This is a genomic window from Pseudohongiella sp. O18, assembly GCF_021729085.1.
In the GTDB taxonomy this organism is placed as follows: Bacteria; Pseudomonadota; Gammaproteobacteria; order Pseudomonadales; family Pseudohongiellaceae; genus Pseudohongiella.
Map to the genome: position 1 here is coordinate 873,712 of NZ_JAJSAR010000001.1, position 18,170 is coordinate 891,881.

The following is an 18,170-nucleotide window of genomic DNA, read 5'->3' on the forward strand; positions in this document are numbered from 1 at the left end:
ATATGTCACTTACAAGTCTAATCGTTCCTACCTACACGCAGATGCTCGGCTCACTTTCTCGCTGGCTCTCAAAGGCGCAGCAACAAATGCCGGGAGACGACGCCGAGGCGCTACTGTCAGCGCGTCTGGCACCGGACATGTTTCCACTTTCCACGCAGATTCGCTTTGCCTGCGTTCAGGTTCATGAAGCGATCAGCAGGCTCCAGGGAGAGCCGCTGGCTCCAGTTGTCCAGGAGCTGCTGGAAGAGGGGCGTAATGCGGCGGATAAGCCTGGAACCCTGGCGGATGCGCAGGCCCTGATAGATAAAACTCTGTCGGCACTCAAGGAGCTCTCGGCAGATGCTCTGGACGTAAACGCAGGCAAACCACTTGTGCATGAGCTGCCGAATGGCATGATTCTGGATCTGACTGCCGAGCAGTACGCGCGCGACTGGTCACTCAGTCAGTTTTATTTCCATGTCATGATCGCTTATGCAATCTTGCGCAACAACAATGTGGAAATAGGCAAGGCCGACTACGTCGCGCACATGTTTCCGTATATTCGGCCAGAAACGATACCCAAAGGCTGACAGCCTTGCATTGCTGGAGTCGAACGATGAAAGGACTGCTCGCGATAACATTGCTGCTTGTATCAATGGCCAGCCACTCAGAGGAATGTGTGATTCTGTTGCATGGCCTGGCCAGAACGGCCTCGTCAATGTCAGATATCGAAGACAGGCTGACCGATGAGGGATACAAGGTTGTAAATGTTGATTATCCCTCGCGGGACGGCACGATCGAAGAGCTGGCTGAACTGGCAGTCAGTGAAGGTCTGGCTCACTGTAATAGCGCGGAAAGTTCCAGCATTCATTTTGTGACCCACTCGATGGGTGGGATTCTGGTACGGCAGTATCTGTCGCAGAACACAATAGAAAAACTGGGCCGCACGGTCATGCTTGGGCCTCCTAATCAGGGCAGCGAAGTTGTCGACAAGCTTGGCGAAATGCCCGGTTTCGAATTCATCAATGGTCCAGCCGGTATGCAGCTAGGCACAGGCACACATGATGTTCCGCAGTCGCTGGGACCAGCCAATTTTGAGGTGGGCATCATCGCCGGGACACGCTCAATCAATCTGATCCTGTCAGTGCTGATACCGGATACGGATGACGGCAAGGTTTCATTGGAGAGCGCCCATCTTGAAAACGAAACCGACTTCATTGAAATGCCGGTGACGCACCCCTTCATGATGCACAACGAAGAAGTGATTGATAACGTCGTTCATTTTCTGAAGAACGGCGTATTCATGGACTCGCAGGTATAAACAGCTGGTTAGAGAAACCAATGTGCTTTTCTCTAACCCGCAGATAGACGGCGCAATGGAGTGCAACTTGCGCCAGATGTTTAGAACACGTAGATAAAGCCTATGCCCACTTCCGCTTCATAATTATTGCGTGAGATTGGGCTGTCCTTGACGTCGCTGCCATACAACTCGTAAAGCACTTCGCCGAAGATCTGCCAGTTCTCGTTAATGTAGTTGCGGTAAGTGTAATTGAGTCCCAGCGAGCGGAAGCCGCTGTTCAGTTGCGTCTGAGGCAGTCCGGATGCCGCTGCCTGCTGTGTGGTGATACCAAAATCGGTATTGGCCCGGTCGCTGTCATGGATCACGGCAACGACACCCAGTTCAGATCCGGTGCCATCTGTCTGCTCTCCGAAGCGGCGTCCAACGCCAAAGATGCCCAGCGTACCGTTGTCTCCCGTCACCACGCGGCCATCCAGCCAGTACCGCCAATCGGAGCTGAATGCGCGGCGTGCTTGCAGCACAACCTCAAAACTTTCTTCGGCGTTGCCGAGGCCATTCAATCGGCCGTCATCGGAATCGCCTTCTTCGCGGCCTTCTTCAAAACCAATAGCGGCGTCGAAGAACCACGTGTCAGCACGGCGGCCGCGCCAGCCCAGCGCCTCACCTGCAAAGTAGAAAATGTTGTCGCCGCTGCGCCACTGCACTGAGCCCGCCGGATCGACTTCGAGCCCGAACTCGTCCGAGCCTTCGTACGCAGTCTCATACTCAACACCCAGGCCCAGTCCGAATGCCCAGCCATCTTCACCCCGGGTGAAGTCGTCGATTGAGGGCAGGGGCACCAGGGCTGTATCTCCCCCCTGTGCCAATGCCGATTGAGATATGAACAGGCTGGTTAAAGCTGTCAGTAGTAAACCTGTAGATTTGCTCATATGGATCCGTGCCACCTTAAGCTGATGCAGAGTGATTAGTGAGATGGCAAAAATACGCAAACTTTTCTTGTGCAGATCACAGGCAGAAGGCTCAACCAGGCTGGATGCCGGTGGCGCAGTGTGGGCGGCTGCAGTACCCAAAGCAATTTGCTCGAGTTTTGGAGATGGTTATCGCCAACACCTGGAATAAACCCTCGCCGTATTCGTTAAACAACCGTCAATACTACAAAATGGGAGGAATTGACGATGCGTAAGACGAATATTTCAGATGTATTCAAACCTTCAATGCTCGCGCTGGCTTGCGCGGTGGCAATTGGTGCACCGGCAATTCATGCGCAGGACAATGCCTCTGGCGCTTCTGTAAACGCTCAAACAAATGTATCGGTGCAAGCCGAGTCAGACACAACGGCCTCATTCGATACTGCTTCTGAGCAATCCACCGCTTCAGTAAATAACAGTAATTCGGTTGAAGCCGAGGCAGAGGCTGACGCCAGCGCCGATGCAGATACCCGCAGCGCGACTGACACTGCAGGTGAAATTGCCACGGCAGCAGAATCATCTGCAGCTCAAGCGGCAGGCACAGTAGAGGCGGGCCTGAGCACGGCTGCAACACAGGCAGAGCAGGTTGCTGTCCAGGCTCAGGCAACGGCCAGTGCCAATGTAGAACGTGCTGAAAACCTGGCGGTGAGCGCCCAGCAGCGTGCAGAAACGGCGGCCATGCGTGCTGAAGCCGCTACTGATTCGGCGAGAGTCGCTGTCATGGCGACTGCCGAGGCAGGTGCTAATGCAACTGGGCTTCTGGTTGCTGAGGCAGCCCAGCAGGCGCGAGAGGAAGTTCGCAACACAGCCGACGAAGCCACTCGCGAGGAAGTGCGGGGTGCAGTTGGTGCTGCGGTGAGCACCGCGGTCACTTCGACTACCAAGGCTCAGGTCAACGAGTCCGTTCAATCTGACGTCGGCGCAACTGTGTCCTCAGCGGTCCGCTCTGAAGTGTCGCAGAGTGTTGCTGAATCGGCACGCGGAAGCGTCGCGGCCAGTGTGCGTGAGAATGTACAAAACACCGTCAAGGAAGATGTGCGTGGCCAGGTTGGCAATGAAGTGAGTCAGCAGGTCAGCAGCCAGGTTAACAGCTCTGTGCGTGAGAGTGTGCGCGGCAATGTCCGTAACACGATCACTGGCATTGGCAGCTAAGACTGGCGTATGTACGGCCGGCGCCTCCCTGGCGCCGGCTTTTTCCTGAATGGTGAGAGTCATGAAGAAGCTGAAAACTCCAAAATTGAAAACAGAATTCGTGGCACTGCTGGCCAGCGGGCTTGTAGCCGGTGCCGCAATAGCGCAGGACGATGCACCACTGACTTTCAGTGGAACTCTCTCAGCCGGTGCTGAATACAACAGCAACGTCAGCGTTGCGGAGCTGGAAAGCGCCAGCGGGCAGTCCGATGTGGCTGCCATTGTTGATGCCGGGCTGGATGCCGACTGGCAGGTCAGCGACCAGCTCAATATCAATGGGGGCTACAGTTTCAGCTCCCAGCGATACCAGGATTTTGATGCTTTCGATCTGGACATGCACATGCTCTTCGGAGACATCAGCTACGATTTTGAGGCATTCACAGTGGGCACCAGTCACTATTTCGCCGATGCCGATCTGGGTGGCAACGAGTTTCTGCAGCTGAACCAGACGTCAATTTACGCCGGCAAGCTGCTGAGTGAACAATGGTATCTGCGCGGTGCTTTCAACATCGTCGACAAGTCGTTCACCGGATTTGAAGCTCGTGACGCCGATACAGAAGGCGTCAGCCTGGATGCATTCTGGTTCTTCAACCAGGGCCGCAGCTCGCTGACATTCGGTTATGCCTACGATGATGAGAGCACACGTGATCCAGCATTTGCCTATCAGGCGGATACGGTGCGGGTGCGCTACAGCAACGCGTTCTCCCTGTTTGGCAAAGACAGCGAAGTGGAGCTGGGCCTGCGGAATCAGCTGCGGGACTATAAGGCCAACACGCCATCTATTGGTGCGCCGCGAGACGACTCGCAGCTGTTTGTGGACGCCAGTCTGAAGATGGCGGTGCTGCCACGTCTGGCAGTGGTTGGCAAAATCGAACGCGGCGATTTTGACTCACGCCTGGCCAGTGCCAACTACTCGGAAGAGCGCGCCAGCCTCAGCCTGGAGTACGATTTCTAACCACGCTGTAACTGCGGGCAGGCCAAGACCTGCCCGCAGTGCCAACTCCCTGATTATGAGCTATTATCGGACGTGATATCTAAATCTGTCCGCATAAATCCGCTGATTTCAGGAGTCGTTGCAGTGAAAAAAGCCCTGTCCGTATTGAGTCTGAGCGTTTCAGTTTTGTTGGGTACCCAGGCATGGGCCCAGGACGACACCGTCCGTTATGAATGGGATCTGACCGACATCTATGCCGATGTGCCGGCCTGGGAATCCGCCATGGATACCATTTCGGAACGCATCGATAATCTCTCTACCTTGCAGGGCACGCTGGGCGACAGCTCGGCGTCAATGCTGAGCGCACTGCGTGAAATCTCCGCTACGAACAAAGAGGCTGTGCGGGCATACGTCTACACCTCGCTGGAACGCGACGCCGACCAGCGTGTGGCGGAAACCCAGGAACGCTTTGGCCTGGCCCGCCAGCTGTTTACCAATCTTGGTGAAGCGACCTCCTGGATCAGCCCGGAAGTGCTGGAAGTGGGCGAGGAGCGGGTCAACCAGTTCCTGGCCGAAGAGCCGGGTCTGGCTGACTTCGAGTTCATGTTGCGGGACATACTGAGACGCGCACCGCATACGCTGGATCAGCAAACCGAGGCAATTCTGGCGCAGGCGGGTCTGGTGCTGTCTTCGCCGGAGCAGATCTACGAAAACTATGCCAACGCTGACATCCCCTGGCCGACCGTCACACTGAGTGATGGCCAGGAAGTAACGCTCAGTCAGGCAGGCTATTCACGCTGGCGCACCGCCGAAAATCGCGACGACCGCAAGCTGGTCTTCGATACCTTCTGGAATACCTGGAATCAATATGCCGATGGTATGGGTGCCACGCTGGCTTCCGAGGTACAGTCCAATTTGTTTACCGCCCGCGTGAGAAATCACGAAAGTGTGCTGGCTCACAATTTGTTTGACGATGGTCTGCCACCGGAGATCTACACGCAGCTGGTGAGTCAGGTGAATGACGCACTGCCGGTGTTCCATCGTTATCTGCAATTGCGCGGTCGTATGCTGGGTGTGGACGATCTGCGCTACTACGATATCTATCCACCTCTGGTTGAAGTTGATACCGGCGAGTTCGGCCTCAAGCGTTCCGAAGAGATCACCTTTGCCGCGCTGGAGCCATTCGGTGAGCGCTATCTGGAGCTGCTGGCCTACGGGCTGTCGCAGGACTGGATGCACAGCCATCCGCAACCTGGCAAGCGTTCCGGTGCCTACATGAACGGCTCTGTCTACGATGTGCACCCCTACGTGTTGTTGAACCACACCGACGACTACAACGCGATGTCCACCTTTGCGCATGAATGGGGTCATGCCGTGCATTCGCTGCTGGCCAATGAAAACAATCCTTACGAGACTGCCGGCTACTCCACCTTTATCGCCGAGATGGCGTCCACCATCAACGAGATTCTGCTGGAAGAGTATATGATCGCTAACGCAGAAACCGATGAGGAGAAACTGTTTTACCTGGGTGGTGCATTGGAAAGTATACGTGGCACCTTTTTCCGGCAGACCATGTTCGCCGAGTTTGAACTGGCAATTCACCAGGCCGCCGAGCGTGGTGAGCCGCTGACCGGTCCACGCCTGACAGAAATCTACGGCGACCTGCTGAAACGCTATCACGGTCACGACGAAGGGGTTCTGACCATCGATGATGCCTATGCCGTGGAATGGGCCTTCATTCCGCACTTCTACTATGACTTCTATGTGTTCCAGTACGCTACCTCCATCTCTGGTGCGGCCTGGTTTGCTGAGCAGTTCCTGGCAGGAGATACAGAAGTGCGCGATGACTTCATTCGTGTGCTCAGCGCCGGTGGTTCCGACTATCCGCACGAGATCCTCTTGAACGAAGCCGGTCTGGATATGACGCAGCCCGAAGCATACGGCCCGGTGTTGCGTCGCATGACAGATCTGATGGACCGGATTGAGGCGCTGCTGTAGATTTGTGGAAAACAGTCCCGACAACAACAGGGTCAAGAAAGCCAGAGAGGCCATTAAAGAATGCCAGGTCCTCGAGCTACTCGAGGGCTACTCACCAGTAGTGGTCAGTACCATATTTGTGGGATTGGACACAGAACAAAGCGACATCGACATAGTCTGCCAGTACGATTGTCAGAACACCTTCGCATCGACATTTCTGGGAGCGTTCGGGCAATCAGAGCACTTTGAACTGAATCTGAATGACGATTATCTGGTTGGTCGATTTCACAGTCTGGGATTTTTGGTCGAAGTGTACGCGAGTCCCATGCTGGTGAAATCGCAGGCGGCGTTTCGGCATTATCAGGTTATGGAGCGTCTGGTGCGGCTGGGTGGCCCAACCATACAGAGGTCGATCCGGACACTGAAACGTCGTGGGTTGAAAACGGAGCCTGCCATTTGTCAGGTGCTGGGGCTCAACGGGGATCCTTATCAGGCAGTTTTGTCGCTGTCTTCATCGACAGACGGGCAATTGTTTGAATTGCTCCAGAGCCACTACAATAAAACGAAAAAGGGGGAACAGGAATGCCCGTATACGCACTGAATCTTTTCGATGTCTCAAACAAAGATGAATACATTGCCTACTCCAAACGCTCGGTCAAAGAAGTGCAGGCGCATGGAGGAAGGGTTGTTTCACTGGGCAAATTCCGTCAGGCCGCCCAGGGTGACATCAAGCCACGCACGGTCCTGATCCTGGTTGAATGGGAATCCATTGAGGCGTTTGAGAGCTACAGAAATGATCCCGCGCTGGCTGATCTGCATCCTCACCGCGAGAATGGCACCGAGAACTATATCTGGCACCTGTTCGACAAGCTGGAAGACTTGCGACCCATTTTGAAGGAATAGGCACAGCACAGGAAATTCAACATGCAGACGGCGGATGTACTAAAACTGATCGAAGCCGAGAGTGATGAGCGAGGCATCGCGCACTGGGACAATCTTGGTGAGCGCCGGGGTGGCCTTCGAAGTTTTGGTATTGGCCTTACGAAGTTGCGCAAGCTGGCAAAGCAGATTGGCCGCGACCGGGAACTGGCGCAGGCGCTTTGGAAAAGTGATATCTACGAAGCGCGTATCATCGCCCTGCTGATCGATGACCCCAAAAAGATCACCCGCGAACAGGCGGAGCAGCAGGTTGATCAGCTGCACAGCGGCATGCTGGCGCATGTGTTTTCGTCCTGTGATGCCACGCTTGCCAAAACGCCCTTTGCCATAGACCTGGCGGACCAGTGGATTCGCCACGGTGACCGAGCGCGACGCGGAAGTGGATACGGCCTGCTGTATGAGACATCCAAGTTCTCGGAAAAGAAGGCACCCAGCGATGAGTTCTTTCTGGAACATGTGGCGCTAATTGCGCAGACCTTCAATGACCAGCCCGAAGGCGTACGCATGGCCATGGGCCTGGCACTGATGGGCATTGGAAAACGCAATGCTGTTTTGAATGAGGCTGCGCTCAATGTTGCGCAGACCGTTGGGCCAATTGAATTTACATCCGCCAGCGGCACCTGTGAACCGTTTGATGTGGCCAGGCACCTGACCACCGAGCGCCTTAGAACAAAGCTTGGTATCCTTAACAATAACGATTCTACTCTCTACAACGCAACACTCTAGTTCTCTCCGGGAGACATCTTGAACTTCAGTTCTTATCTTAAGCGCGTGGCTATTGCGATCGGCGCGATACTGGCTGTGTGTGTTTCACTTTTCCTGCTGGGCGTGGTTTGGCCTGTCAGGTCGCCAGCTCCTGCGCATTCTGAGTCCCCGATCGCGATTGTTAATGTGTCGGTTGTTGATGCACAGGCGAACCAGGTAGTGGCTGGGCAGACAGTACTGGTTGAAGGCGGGCGCATCAGTGCGGTGGGCGATGCCGCAATGGTCGAACTGCCCGAGAACGTTCGTATCGTCAATGGCAGCAGCCGATACCTGATACCAGGCTTGTGGGATATGCACACCCACATTTACGCAATCTCACCACTTCTTGATTTGCCTTTGCATATTGCCTATGGCGTGACCAATGTTCGCGACATGCAGGGCTGTCCGCAGGAAGGTGACCCGTTTATTGCCTGTGCCGAAGACAAGCGCCGCTGGAGCGACGAAGCCATCGCCGGGCAACGTGTCGGGCCGCGCATTATGGCGACGACCAGTTTCATGGCAAACGGTTCCGTTATCCTCGACCGTATCGCTGGGCTGCCGGCATACTTTGCGACTGAAACACCAGAACATGCTGCAGCATTTGTCCAGCATTACGCAGATCGTGCGGATGCCATCAAAGTGTATGACCGTATATCCCGAGACGGATACGTCGCACTGGTGGAACAGGCACGACTGGTGGGAATGGACGTGGTGGGTCACCGGCCTCTCGCCGTCAGCGCGATCGAAGCTGCCGCAAATCAGAAGAGCATCGAGCATGCACGGTTTATTCTGCATGAGTCTTTTGCCGGCAGTGAATCGCTGCGTCAGCTTGCTGGCACGCCTGAATGGGCCGAAGACCGCCGGCGCATGCTGGATGAGCATGATCCTGAAATGGCGAGCTCGATTTTCTCAGCCATGCGTGAAGCAGGAACCTGGTATGTACCCACACATTTGACGCGCTGGGCGGACGCCTATGCTGACGACGCCAGTGTGCGGGAGGATCCACTGTTACGTTATCTGCATCCATTGATGAAATGGCAGTGGATGGAAGACGTGAACGGCCTGCTGGCTCAAGATCCATCGCCAGAGGCGCGTCAAACCTATCGCGAATTTTATGAGAAAGGTCTGGCGCTAACGGGCGAGGCCCATCGTGCGGGCGTGAAGACACTGGTTGGAACGGATTACATCCTGGCCGGTGCCTATGTACACCGTGAGCTGGAGCAATTGGTGATGGCCGGTCTTACACCGGCCCAGGCGCTCAATGCCGCAACACTGGCGTCTGCTGAATACTTTGACCTGCAGGCAGAGTACGGAACAGTCTCCGCCGGAAAGGTCGCTGACCTCATTCTTTTGAATGCTAATCCCCTGGAAGATATTACCAACACACAACAAATCGAGTCCGTTGTTTTTAACGGGAATCTGTACGACAGCGAGGCGATACACCAGATATCGCGACATGTGCAACGCCAGGCTCGAAGCTGGGCCGTTGCCTGCAAGATTCTGTGGCGGTTTATTCTTAATCCGGTGTCATACTGAAGGGGCAGTGCCCGACAGGCAAGTTGAGCCTGCCGGGCGACAGAGACAGGTCATTCCAGTGTCAGTATGACCTTGACTGAACCGTTAACGCTGGCGGCGTCAACATAACCGATGGCATCCGGATTCGCCGCCACATGCTCAAGCATGGCAGCTTCGTTTGCCAGTTCTGCGGGTGGAGTACCTTTGCCAGTAAATACCAGTTTGGACCAGTATGCCTTGAGCTGGGCAGAAGCGCGACCTGCGCCTTTCTCATCAAACTCGGAGCGGATCGGCATGCCCTCGGCAAGATTGACTGCGGTCAACGCTGATGAGCGGCCAGTGTAGAGTCGATTGAGCTCATCGATATCAATGGCCGCTGTATTGCTTGGGTGTACGATAACAGCGATATCTGCATAGGCTGGCCATGCGACAGTCAGGCAGATCAGTAACAAAATTCTGTTCAACATGGTCGTTCTCCTCAAAATACCAGATCGATGCCGACAGAGATCAATGAACGGCGGTCGCCAGTCAGCTGATTGTCCTGATCGGTAAACTGAGCCTTGAATGCGGCCGACGGATGGAAGTCATATCGGAAGCCCAGGTTCCAGGTGTCATTGTCTGCGGCCTGACTGTCCACCAGGCCTTTGACTGGCACGAACAATTGGGCCGGCAGTGTGGACTGATACGCAGAGTAGGCATCTACCTGTGCGGTGTTGTCATCTTTCTCGTAGGAGATATAAGGCGTGAAACTGCCAAAGCGATGACCTACAGACAGGTAGTAACTGTCCTGTTCCGCGATAAAGCTGTTATCGACTTCGATATTGGTGATCTCAGACACAATGATCCAGTCACCGTTGTCATACGTCACGCCAAAACCCAAAAAGCTTGAATCGTCTTCCTGGATGGCAAGGTCAGCGACCAGTGCCGAAAGACCAACCTGTTCAAGTGTACCGAACAGGCCGCCGAGTGTTACGCCCGGTGCCAGCTGTACAGGCGCTGTATCGAATGTGGTCTCTCCAACCAGGTAGGCAACGCGTCCGCTCAGTGAACCCTGGGTCAGTTCCCAGGTCGCGCCAACGATGCTGTCGATTTGGGCGTCGATTTCGGTGCCGGAGAATGAAGTTGTTGAATCATAGTTGCCCAGTACAAACTGCAGGCTCGAGTCCATGCGGCCAAGCTGGTCGGTACGGTACAGAGAGACACCTTCGATGTTCGCAAAACCCAGACCATAGACGCTCTGTGGTGGTCTGATCCAGTCGTAGGCGTATCCCACATCAAGGAAGTCAGAGTACTTGAAGAATGGTGTGCGCAGTCTGCCAGCGCTGACACGAGTCTGGTCATTCAGTTCGTATGACAAAAACGCCCATTCAAAGTCGACATCAAAATCATCAGCACCGCGGCCCAGCAGCTGACCCGTGACAGACAGTTTATCGCCAAGGTCGGATTGCAGCTGAATGGCAAACAGGCTTTCGTTTTTGAGCTCAAACTTGTCATCGTAGCCGTAAAGGCTTTCGTTGCTGCCAGTGGTCGCACCCGCATTGATGGATGCAAAGCCGTTGATTGTTACATCCGCGACTGCTGCCGAAGAGACGGCAGACGCGACAACAGCCGCACAAATAAACTTGATCATGCTTTCCTCTACTTTACTGAAGTTAAATCCCGATGAAGGAGATGGTGGTGATTGCTGATATCAGGTCTCGAACTTGGAGCTTACGGAAACCAGCGAGTCAGAAAGGCTGCGAAGTTTGTCGGAAATGTCGTAAACAGAAACCTGAATGGTTTTAGCCTCGACAAACGAAGATGTCATTTTATTGGTATTGGCGACAATCTGCTCCGTAGCCATGGATTGCTGCTCTGTAGCTGCAGCGATCTGTGCGTTGAGCAGACTGATCTGCTCGATTTCATTATTGATTTTCAGAATGTACTGTCCGGCATCGTTGGCCAGCGATTCTGATTGCTGGGCAACATCAACGGCCGATCGCATCATTCCCACAGCCGACGAAACGTTGTCATTCAATTGCTTGAGCACGTCCTGGATCATGGTGACCGAACTCGATGTTTTCACTGACAGGCTTCTGACCTCGTCAGCGACAACAGAGAAACCGCGACCCTGCTCGCCGGCGCGAGCTGCCTCGATGGCTGCGTTTAGTGCCAGGAGGTTGGTCTGGTCAGCAATATCGTTAATGCTTTTCAGAATCTCGGTGGCGTCTTTGGTGCGATCTGCCAGGTCTGAAATCACCGATTGAGTCTGCCGTATTTCATTGGACAGCTTCTGGGAGTACGAGACAACAGTCGACGTTTTCTCCTGTCCGATCTGCGACAGGTCGTGGCCGCTTTCGGCATTGCGTGCGGCATTGCTCGCCGACTGACTGATGTCGCGAACCGACAGCTGCAATTCAGACATGCTCTGAGTAACGATCTGCGAGTCTGAAGTCTGCGATTCGGTCATCGCGTCCAGTCGGTCCATCCCTTTGGACAGATTATGCGCGCTGGCGGTCAGTGGTTCGATAATGCTGGTCAGGTCCTTGAATGAGGATTGCAGCATGGTAATGAACTGGTTGAATTCGGTGGCCACGACGCCGAGTTCATCGCGGCCGTGGACTGGCAGCCGGCTGGCCAGACTGCCCTTGCCACTGGCAAGCTCGGCCAGCGAGTCACCCAGTTCGCGCGCGGATGAACTGATACGGTTGGCGGTATAGTGTCCAATGCTGATGGTCAGTGCCAACAGCACGCCGCCGAGAACCAGCATGAATACCAGCGCAAAATTCATGTTCTCAGACAGGGCTTCAATGGCCATTGAGAACTGCGAGTCGGCATTTTCCTCAAACTCGTTGAACTGTTCGTTGAGGCGTTCGAACAGTGCAGTTTTTGTTTCAATATCGGACCCGACGGTGGTGAAGTCGACGATGCCGTCAATAAAGTCCTGGGCAATGTCCGCTGAAATCTCGGCATACTGTGCGGCATCTTCCTGCAGAGATCGGAGTTGTGTCGCGCGCCCTGGATTCAGTGTTATCAGCCGGGAGATATTGGCCAGCAGGGCTTCGTTATTCTGTTGTGCAGTTGCCAGCAGGTCGGGATCCGACAACGTGACAGCCTGGGTAAAAAACTCATCAACGGCACGAAATTCAGTTTTAACTTGAGACGCCAGTTTGGAAGTCTCATACATGAATTCCCCCATTTCCTGGGTCGTGATATTGTTTCTGGCAGTAAAAAACACGCTTACTGCAACGACTGTCGAGAACGATATTACTGACAGGCCGAGTACAAGCCATACTTTCTTGACGATCGATAAATTTTTCATAACGTTTATAAATCTGAGCCTTGAGCAGCTAAAAGGGGCCCGTGAACAGATGAGACACATGCTCACCGCCGCGCGGAAAGGGGGCGGGCGGCGCTTTCGATTCAGCGGTATACCGGTTAATCGACGGACGCAGCCAAGACTTTAGGAGTTTTTGAATAATCTTTACGGGTGGGCGGGCTAACTGTCTGATTCCTATGGCCAGAGTCGCCATGTGAGGCTGCAGCGCGTACAATCGAACAGGTCAATTAACGATAGGGAACAACAATGATCAAACTACACGGCTTCTCCGCCAGCAACTATTACAACGTGCCCAAGCTCGCTCTGCTGGAAAAGGGCATCCCCTTCGAAGAGGTGCTGTCCTATTCAGGGGCCGGTCCCAAATACAAACCTGAATATCTGGACAAAAGTCCGCTGGGCAAGGTGCCGGCGCTGGAAACTCCGGAAGGCTTCATCAGTGAATCGCGGGCCATTCTTGATTACATCGAGCGTAGTTACCCGACACCGGCATTACTGCCAGACACGCCTTTCCACGTCGCGAAAGTTCAGGAGTTGGCCCAGTTCATTGAGCTGTATTTCGAGCTGGTTGCACGTCGCCTGATTCCAAGCCTGCTGCTGGGCACCAAGCCCGATCCAACTGCGCTGAAAGAGGTAGAGAAAGGCCTGGAGAAAGCCGTGACGGCACTGCCAAAACTGTCCAGCTTCGAGACGTTTGCCTATGGTGATCAGTTCACGCTGGCTGATATTGCTGCCATTTTGAACCTGCCGATTGTGCGTAATGTGGGCAAGGCCTTCCTGGGCGGCGATCCACTGACCCAGGTGCCCAACCTGGATGCCTATTGTGCGCGAATGGAGGAGCGTCCACACGTCAAAAAGGTGCGTGCTGATGCCGCTGCCAATCGCCCCGACTTCATGGCCCATCTGAAGGCACTTTACGGCCTGTAAGTATTCAGATCAGTTGCGTGCTTCATCAAGGAGCACGCGTAACTTTCTCAGAATGGGCAATGCCGATCGGGCATCTTCGAGTCCAAACTGTGGAATCAGCTTCATCACATCAGCTGTGATGTTTTCGACAGCCCGACTTCTTAACGAGCGACCGGCGTCTGTCAGATAAATCAGCTTGCCGCGCCCATCCTGGGGGTTAGGTACCATTTCTATCAGACCGCGCTTTTCCAGCCCTGCCAGTGTGTGAGACATGCTGGTCTTGGGCACCTGAAAGCCAGTAGACTTGATGCAGACGACAATCGAACAGGACAGACAGGCCAATGACCTTTATCCAGCCCATCACTCTGAACGCGAATGGCATCGTGCTGACACCACTCGACCACCACCATGAAGCTGGCCTGCGTGAGGCAGCGGCGGATGGAGAGTTGTGGAACATACGGGTGACTTCAGTGCCTGCACCGGGTGAAACCGATGCCTACATCGAGAAAGCTCTGGAAATGCGCAGGCTGGGTACCCGGTTTGCCTTTGCGGTTATCGAAGAGGCCACGGGTACAGTACTGGGATCGACCAGTTATCACGACATCCTGCCGGAAGTGAAACGTGTGGAGATAGGTTATACCTGGTACGCCCAGCGGGCACAGCGCACACATATCAATACCACCTGCAAGCTGATGCTGATGACACATGCTTTTGAGACACTGAACTGCAACATCGTGGGCTGGCGCACCGACAATTTCAATTTCGCCAGCCAACGCGCGATCGAGAGGCTCGGGGCTAAAAAGGACGGCGTGATCCGCGGCAATAGTCTGCGCCGCGATGGCACGATTCGCGACACGGTCATGTACAGCCTGAGCAACGGCGAGTGGCCGGAAGTGCGTGCGCATTTGCAGTATCTGTTAAATCGCCCTCTTTAGTCGTTCAGGAATCTGCGGTATAAGAACCCAATCATTACGCGGGGGACAACATGACAACCGTTTCGCCATGGACCGAGGAACGCCTGGCCAGTCTTGACCAGCACGGACGCTTTCAGCTTCGCGGGGGCAAGGTGACGCGGCTGGAAACCTTTGTCGATGCAGCGTTTGCATTTGCCGTGACCATGCTGGTCATTTCTGTTGACGACGTACCGCAGAATTACAATGAATTCATCGACGCCCTGCTTAGCGCCCCGGCATTTATCGCCAGCTTTTTTCAGGTCATCATGTTCTGGCTGGGCCACCGGGCCTGGAGTCAGCGTTATGGGCTGGAAGATGGAACAGCGCTGTTTTTGTCGCTGGTACTGGTCTGCTGCATCCTGATTGTTGTCTATCCACTGCGTGTCATGTTCGCAGCCGCCTTTGGTTATTTCTCTGGAGGTTGGCTGCCATTTCCCTTTACCTTGGGCTGGGAAGAAATGCGCGCGGTGTTTGCCATTTATGGTTTTGGCTTTTTTGTCATGTGCATGTTTATCAGTGCACTCTACATGCATGCCTACCGTCGCCGCGACTGGCTTAATCTGAATGCAGCCGAAGTAATCGAGACACGTAACGAAATTGAGGCCTGGCTGATTCCGGCACTTACCGGCCTGACTGGCATGGGCATTGCCCTTGTTGCTCAGGGTGAATGGCTTTTGCTGGCCGGGTGGGTTTATATAACCATGTGTGTGAGCCTGCCGCTGCATGATCGTTTTGCTGCGCGCAGACACAGCAAAACGTCAGCCTGATGGTGATACTTCACTGTACCGTTAACATATTAAATTAATCGGATCTCAAGACATACCACCCGCCCTGATCACAATAGACATGCAGAGGGGGCACGGCCTCGCCGAAGGCAGGCGACAGAAATAATCCAGACGAAGAGCAGACGATTCGCCAGCTGCTGGCTGCATGGCGCGAGCGCCAGTGGCCTGTCTCCTCCCAAACCGCCTGAGTCCCGACTTTTCTGGACAAGGCTCTGATTTTTTTAGTAATCTTCCTGGCTTTTGTACCTGAAGGTTTAGGGTGCAGTGGGGCGTCAGGCTGCCAGGAAAGGATACATCTGCCGACATTCCGATTGCGTACAAAAACAAATTTATTCAGTTTTTGGAGGATCAACAGTGGTCGGCAAGCCAAGTCAGCGCAGTTCGCGAAGTATCTGCACGAGTATCATTCCCGCCCTTGTTGCGCTGACGCTGGGGCTTTCTGCTCACACTGTCGTTGCCCAGGATCCCGTTGTCACCACCGAAGTTCGTCCCACCATGCAGGCTGCGCGGATGCCGCAAGGGGCGGAAATTGAGCTGGACGGCCGACTGGATGAGTCGGTATGGGCGCTGGCGACGCCGATCACCGAGTTTCGGCAGCAGGAGCCGGTGGAGGGTGGCGTCCCAAGTGAGCCGACCGAAATACGCATCCTTTATGATGACGACGCGCTGTACATCGGCGCCATGCTGTATGACTCCAACCCGGAAGGAATTCTTGCCTATCAGTTGCAGCGTGATGCCGGCCTTGGCACTGATGACCGCTTTATGTGGATTATCAGCACGTTCAACGACAATCGCACCGGCTACTTCTTCGAAACCAACCCGGCCGGTTTGCTGGGTGACGGCCTGATCGAGGGTGGTGGCGGCTTTAACAAGCGCTGGAACGGCATCTGGAATATCCGCACCGAAATTCACGACAATGGCTGGTCAGCCGAGGTCCGCATTCCTTTTTCCACGCTGAACTTTGACCCGTCGGCCGACTCCTGGGGTATCAATTTCCAGCGTACCATCCGTCGCTTTAACGAAGAGATTTTGTGGAATGGCTGGCGCCGTACCGAGGGGCTGTTCAGACCCGTCCATACCGGGCGGCTGGAAGGGCTGGAAGACATAAGCCAGGGGCGTGGCATTGAGCTTAAACCCTTTATCAATGCCTCAACCAATAGCGGACCTGCGGCTGGATCCAGCCGCGGCAGTGACACTGAGGTCGGTATCGATATTACATATTCCTTCACGCCTTCTCTGCGCGGTGCGCTGTCACTGAATACCGACTTTGCCGAGGTCGAAGTGGATAACCGGCAGGTCAACCTGACCCGTTTTCCGCTGCGCTTTCCGGAGCAGCGCGAGTTTTTCCTGGAAGGCTCAGGGGTATTTTCATTCAACTGGGCAGATCCTTTCTTCAGTCGTCGAATTGGTCTGGTGAACGGCCAGGAAGTGCCGATAGATTTTGGTGCGCGCCTCGGCGGACAGGTCGGTGACTACGAGCTTGGCCTGTATCAGGTACGGACCGGCGATACCACGCTGGATAATGGAGACGGCACCGTCCGGCCATGGGGCGCGGAGGACTTTACCGTCGGTCGCGTCAAACGCCGTCTGTTTCAGCAATCGCATGTGGGTCTGATTTATACGCGAAGAGCCTCAGAATCGGTAACTGGCGGTCCGATGCTGGACGATCGCCACACGATCGGTGCGGATTTCGACTTTTATACCTCGCAGTTCATGGGGCGTTATAACGCCCAGATTGAAGGTTTTATGGTCTACCACAACGACCCCGTACCCGGTGGCACCAGCAGTTCGTCGGACCGACGCTCTCAGGGCCTGCGCTGGTCCTTCCCAAACGACTTCTTGCGTGTGCACTCGTCCTATCGTGAATTTGGCGAGGCATGGGATCCCGCTGTGGGTTTTGTTGAGCGTCGTGGTTTCCGTCGCCACCAGCCCACCATCACCATTGCCCCGCGTCCGCAAAGCTGGCCATTGGTCAGGCAGACTGAGCACGAAGTGTTCTTTGAGTACCTGACCGATCTGGATGACCGCCTGCTGACCCGCAACCTGAATATCACGCCGCTGCAGCTGAATTTTGAGAGCGGTGACCGTCTGGGTTTTGAAGTCGGTCAGAATTTCGAGCGACTGGATCGGGCGTTTGCTGTGTATAACACCAGCGATGAGACCATTATCATTCAGCCCGGCGATTACGACTCCGATAAGTGGTCAATCAGCGGCAATACCGCCGGACGTCGCATGCTGTCGGGTAGCTTTGAGTACGAACAGTCCGAGTTCTGGGGTGGTGATCGCACCAGTCTTGATCTGCAGGGTACCGTTCGCTCACGCCGCGGCATGTCCCTGACAGCCAATTATCAGCACAATGAAGTGACGCTGCCGCAGGGCGACTTCGACACCAATCTGGTGCGGCTGTCCTGGGCCTGGAATCTCAACCCTCTGGTCTCATTTACCGGCAATGTGCAGTATGACGACATCTCCGAGGTCGTTGGGCTGTACGCGCGACTGCGCTGGATCATTCAGCCCGGCAACGATGTGTTTGTGGTCTGGAGCAACAACTGGCTGTACGACGATGGCCCGCTGCGGGACAGCCGCTTTACCCGACTGACCAGTGGTGGCGCGATAAAGGTCAACTACACCTTCCGCTTCTGACGTAAGAGCGCGCTGCGACA

General features: G+C 54.8%; 18 protein-coding genes. 13 read left to right on the forward strand and 5 right to left on the reverse strand.

Translation table 11 applies throughout. From position 1 onward, the window contains the following. The first annotated feature begins 2 nt into the window (after positions 1-2). Together LVD14_RS03940 and LVD14_RS03945 are read left to right on the forward strand one after the other, a co-directional pair. Positions 3-569, forward strand: a complete 567-nt coding sequence (locus tag LVD14_RS03940; protein WP_237132727.1) for a DUF1993 family protein — start codon at positions 3-5, stop codon at positions 567-569. A gap of 26 nt (positions 570-595) precedes the next feature. After that, the gene (locus tag LVD14_RS03945; protein WP_237132728.1) at positions 596-1,300 is read left to right on the forward strand and encodes an alpha/beta fold hydrolase; all 705 of its coding nucleotides are present in this window, start codon (positions 596-598) and stop codon (positions 1,298-1,300) included. An 80-nt stretch (positions 1,301-1,380) separates the two neighbouring features. On the opposite strand, the gene LVD14_RS03950 is transcribed toward LVD14_RS03945, so the two are convergent. Next, positions 1,381-2,208 (reverse strand): MipA/OmpV family protein, encoded by an 828-nt coding sequence (locus LVD14_RS03950; protein ID WP_237132729.1) that lies wholly within the window; start codon positions 2,206-2,208, stop codon positions 1,381-1,383. 246 nt (positions 2,209-2,454) lie between these two features. Between LVD14_RS03950 and LVD14_RS03955 the strand changes: the two genes are divergently transcribed. The 7 genes from LVD14_RS03955 (at position 2,455) to LVD14_RS03985 (ending at position 9,568) form a co-directional block, all read left to right on the forward strand. Beyond that, positions 2,455-3,399, forward strand: coding sequence for a hypothetical protein (locus LVD14_RS03955; RefSeq protein WP_237132730.1), 945 nt, complete (start codon positions 2,455-2,457; stop codon positions 3,397-3,399). A gap of 61 nt (positions 3,400-3,460) precedes the next feature. Continuing rightward, the gene (locus LVD14_RS03960; protein ID WP_237132731.1) at positions 3,461-4,393 is read left to right on the forward strand and encodes a surface lipoprotein assembly modifier; all 933 of its coding nucleotides are present in this window, start codon (positions 3,461-3,463) and stop codon (positions 4,391-4,393) included. 123 nt (positions 4,394-4,516) lie between these two features. After that, positions 4,517-6,370, forward strand: coding sequence for an oligoendopeptidase F (pepF, locus tag LVD14_RS03965; RefSeq protein WP_237132732.1), 1,854 nt, complete (start codon positions 4,517-4,519; stop codon positions 6,368-6,370). 4 nt (positions 6,371-6,374) lie between these two features. Beyond that, positions 6,375-6,950, forward strand: a complete 576-nt coding sequence (locus LVD14_RS03970; protein WP_237132733.1) for a DUF4269 domain-containing protein — start codon at positions 6,375-6,377, stop codon at positions 6,948-6,950. Beyond that, positions 6,932-7,252, forward strand: coding sequence for a DUF1330 domain-containing protein (locus LVD14_RS03975; protein ID WP_237132734.1), 321 nt, complete (start codon positions 6,932-6,934; stop codon positions 7,250-7,252). Before LVD14_RS03970 ends, LVD14_RS03975 begins: the two co-directional genes overlap by 19 nt. Positions 7,253-7,273: 21 nt before the next feature. Further along, the gene (locus tag LVD14_RS03980) at positions 7,274-8,014 is read left to right on the forward strand and encodes a DNA alkylation repair protein (protein WP_237132735.1); all 741 of its coding nucleotides are present in this window, start codon (positions 7,274-7,276) and stop codon (positions 8,012-8,014) included. Between the two features lie 18 nt (positions 8,015-8,032). Further along, positions 8,033-9,568: an amidohydrolase family protein gene (locus LVD14_RS03985; protein WP_237132736.1), complete on the forward strand. Its 1,536-nt coding sequence runs from the start codon at positions 8,033-8,035 to the stop codon at positions 9,566-9,568. 50 nt (positions 9,569-9,618) lie between these two features. On the opposite strand, the gene LVD14_RS03990 is transcribed toward LVD14_RS03985, so the two are convergent. Genes LVD14_RS03990 through LVD14_RS04000 form a run of 3 tightly spaced genes read right to left on the reverse strand, consistent with a single transcriptional unit; the run spans position 9,619 to position 12,848 of the window. Further along, on the reverse strand, positions 9,619-10,014 hold the full coding sequence (locus tag LVD14_RS03990; protein ID WP_237132737.1) for a phosphate ABC transporter substrate-binding protein: 396 nt from the start codon (positions 10,012-10,014) through the stop codon (positions 9,619-9,621). Positions 10,015-10,025: 11 nt separating this feature from the next. Further along, entirely contained in the window at positions 10,026-11,177 is a 1,152-nt protein-coding gene (locus LVD14_RS03995; protein WP_237132738.1) for a porin, read from the reverse strand. 60 nt (positions 11,178-11,237) lie between these two features. Beyond that, positions 11,238-12,848: a methyl-accepting chemotaxis protein gene (locus LVD14_RS04000; protein WP_237132739.1), complete on the reverse strand. Its 1,611-nt coding sequence runs from the start codon at positions 12,846-12,848 to the stop codon at positions 11,238-11,240. A 264-nt stretch (positions 12,849-13,112) separates the two neighbouring features. Between LVD14_RS04000 and LVD14_RS04005 the strand changes: the two genes are divergently transcribed. Next, a complete protein-coding gene (locus LVD14_RS04005; RefSeq protein WP_237132740.1) occupies positions 13,113-13,790 on the forward strand; it encodes a glutathione S-transferase family protein in 678 nt (225 codons plus the stop codon). Between the two features lie 9 nt (positions 13,791-13,799). Here LVD14_RS04005 and LVD14_RS04010 read toward each other — a convergent pair whose 3' ends face one another. Beyond that, positions 13,800-14,057 carry a MarR family winged helix-turn-helix transcriptional regulator gene (locus LVD14_RS04010; RefSeq protein ID WP_317622696.1) on the reverse strand — a complete coding sequence of 86 codons (258 nt, stop codon included), beginning with the start codon at positions 14,055-14,057 and terminating at the stop codon, positions 13,800-13,802. 53 nt (positions 14,058-14,110) lie between these two features. Between LVD14_RS04010 and LVD14_RS04015 the strand changes: the two genes are divergently transcribed. The 3 genes from LVD14_RS04015 to LVD14_RS04025 all read left to right on the forward strand — a co-directional run bounded on the left by LVD14_RS04015 (position 14,111) and on the right by LVD14_RS04025 (position 18,150). Beyond that, on the forward strand, positions 14,111-14,704 hold the full coding sequence (locus LVD14_RS04015; protein WP_237132742.1) for a GNAT family N-acetyltransferase: 594 nt from the start codon (positions 14,111-14,113) through the stop codon (positions 14,702-14,704). A 50-nt stretch (positions 14,705-14,754) separates the two neighbouring features. Further along, positions 14,755-15,489, forward strand: a complete 735-nt coding sequence (locus LVD14_RS04020; protein WP_237132743.1) for a DUF1211 domain-containing protein — start codon at positions 14,755-14,757, stop codon at positions 15,487-15,489. Between the two features lie 372 nt (positions 15,490-15,861). After that, on the forward strand, positions 15,862-18,150 hold the full coding sequence (locus LVD14_RS04025; RefSeq protein WP_237132744.1) for a carbohydrate binding family 9 domain-containing protein: 2,289 nt from the start codon (positions 15,862-15,864) through the stop codon (positions 18,148-18,150). The last annotated feature ends 20 nt before the right edge of the window (positions 18,151-18,170 follow it).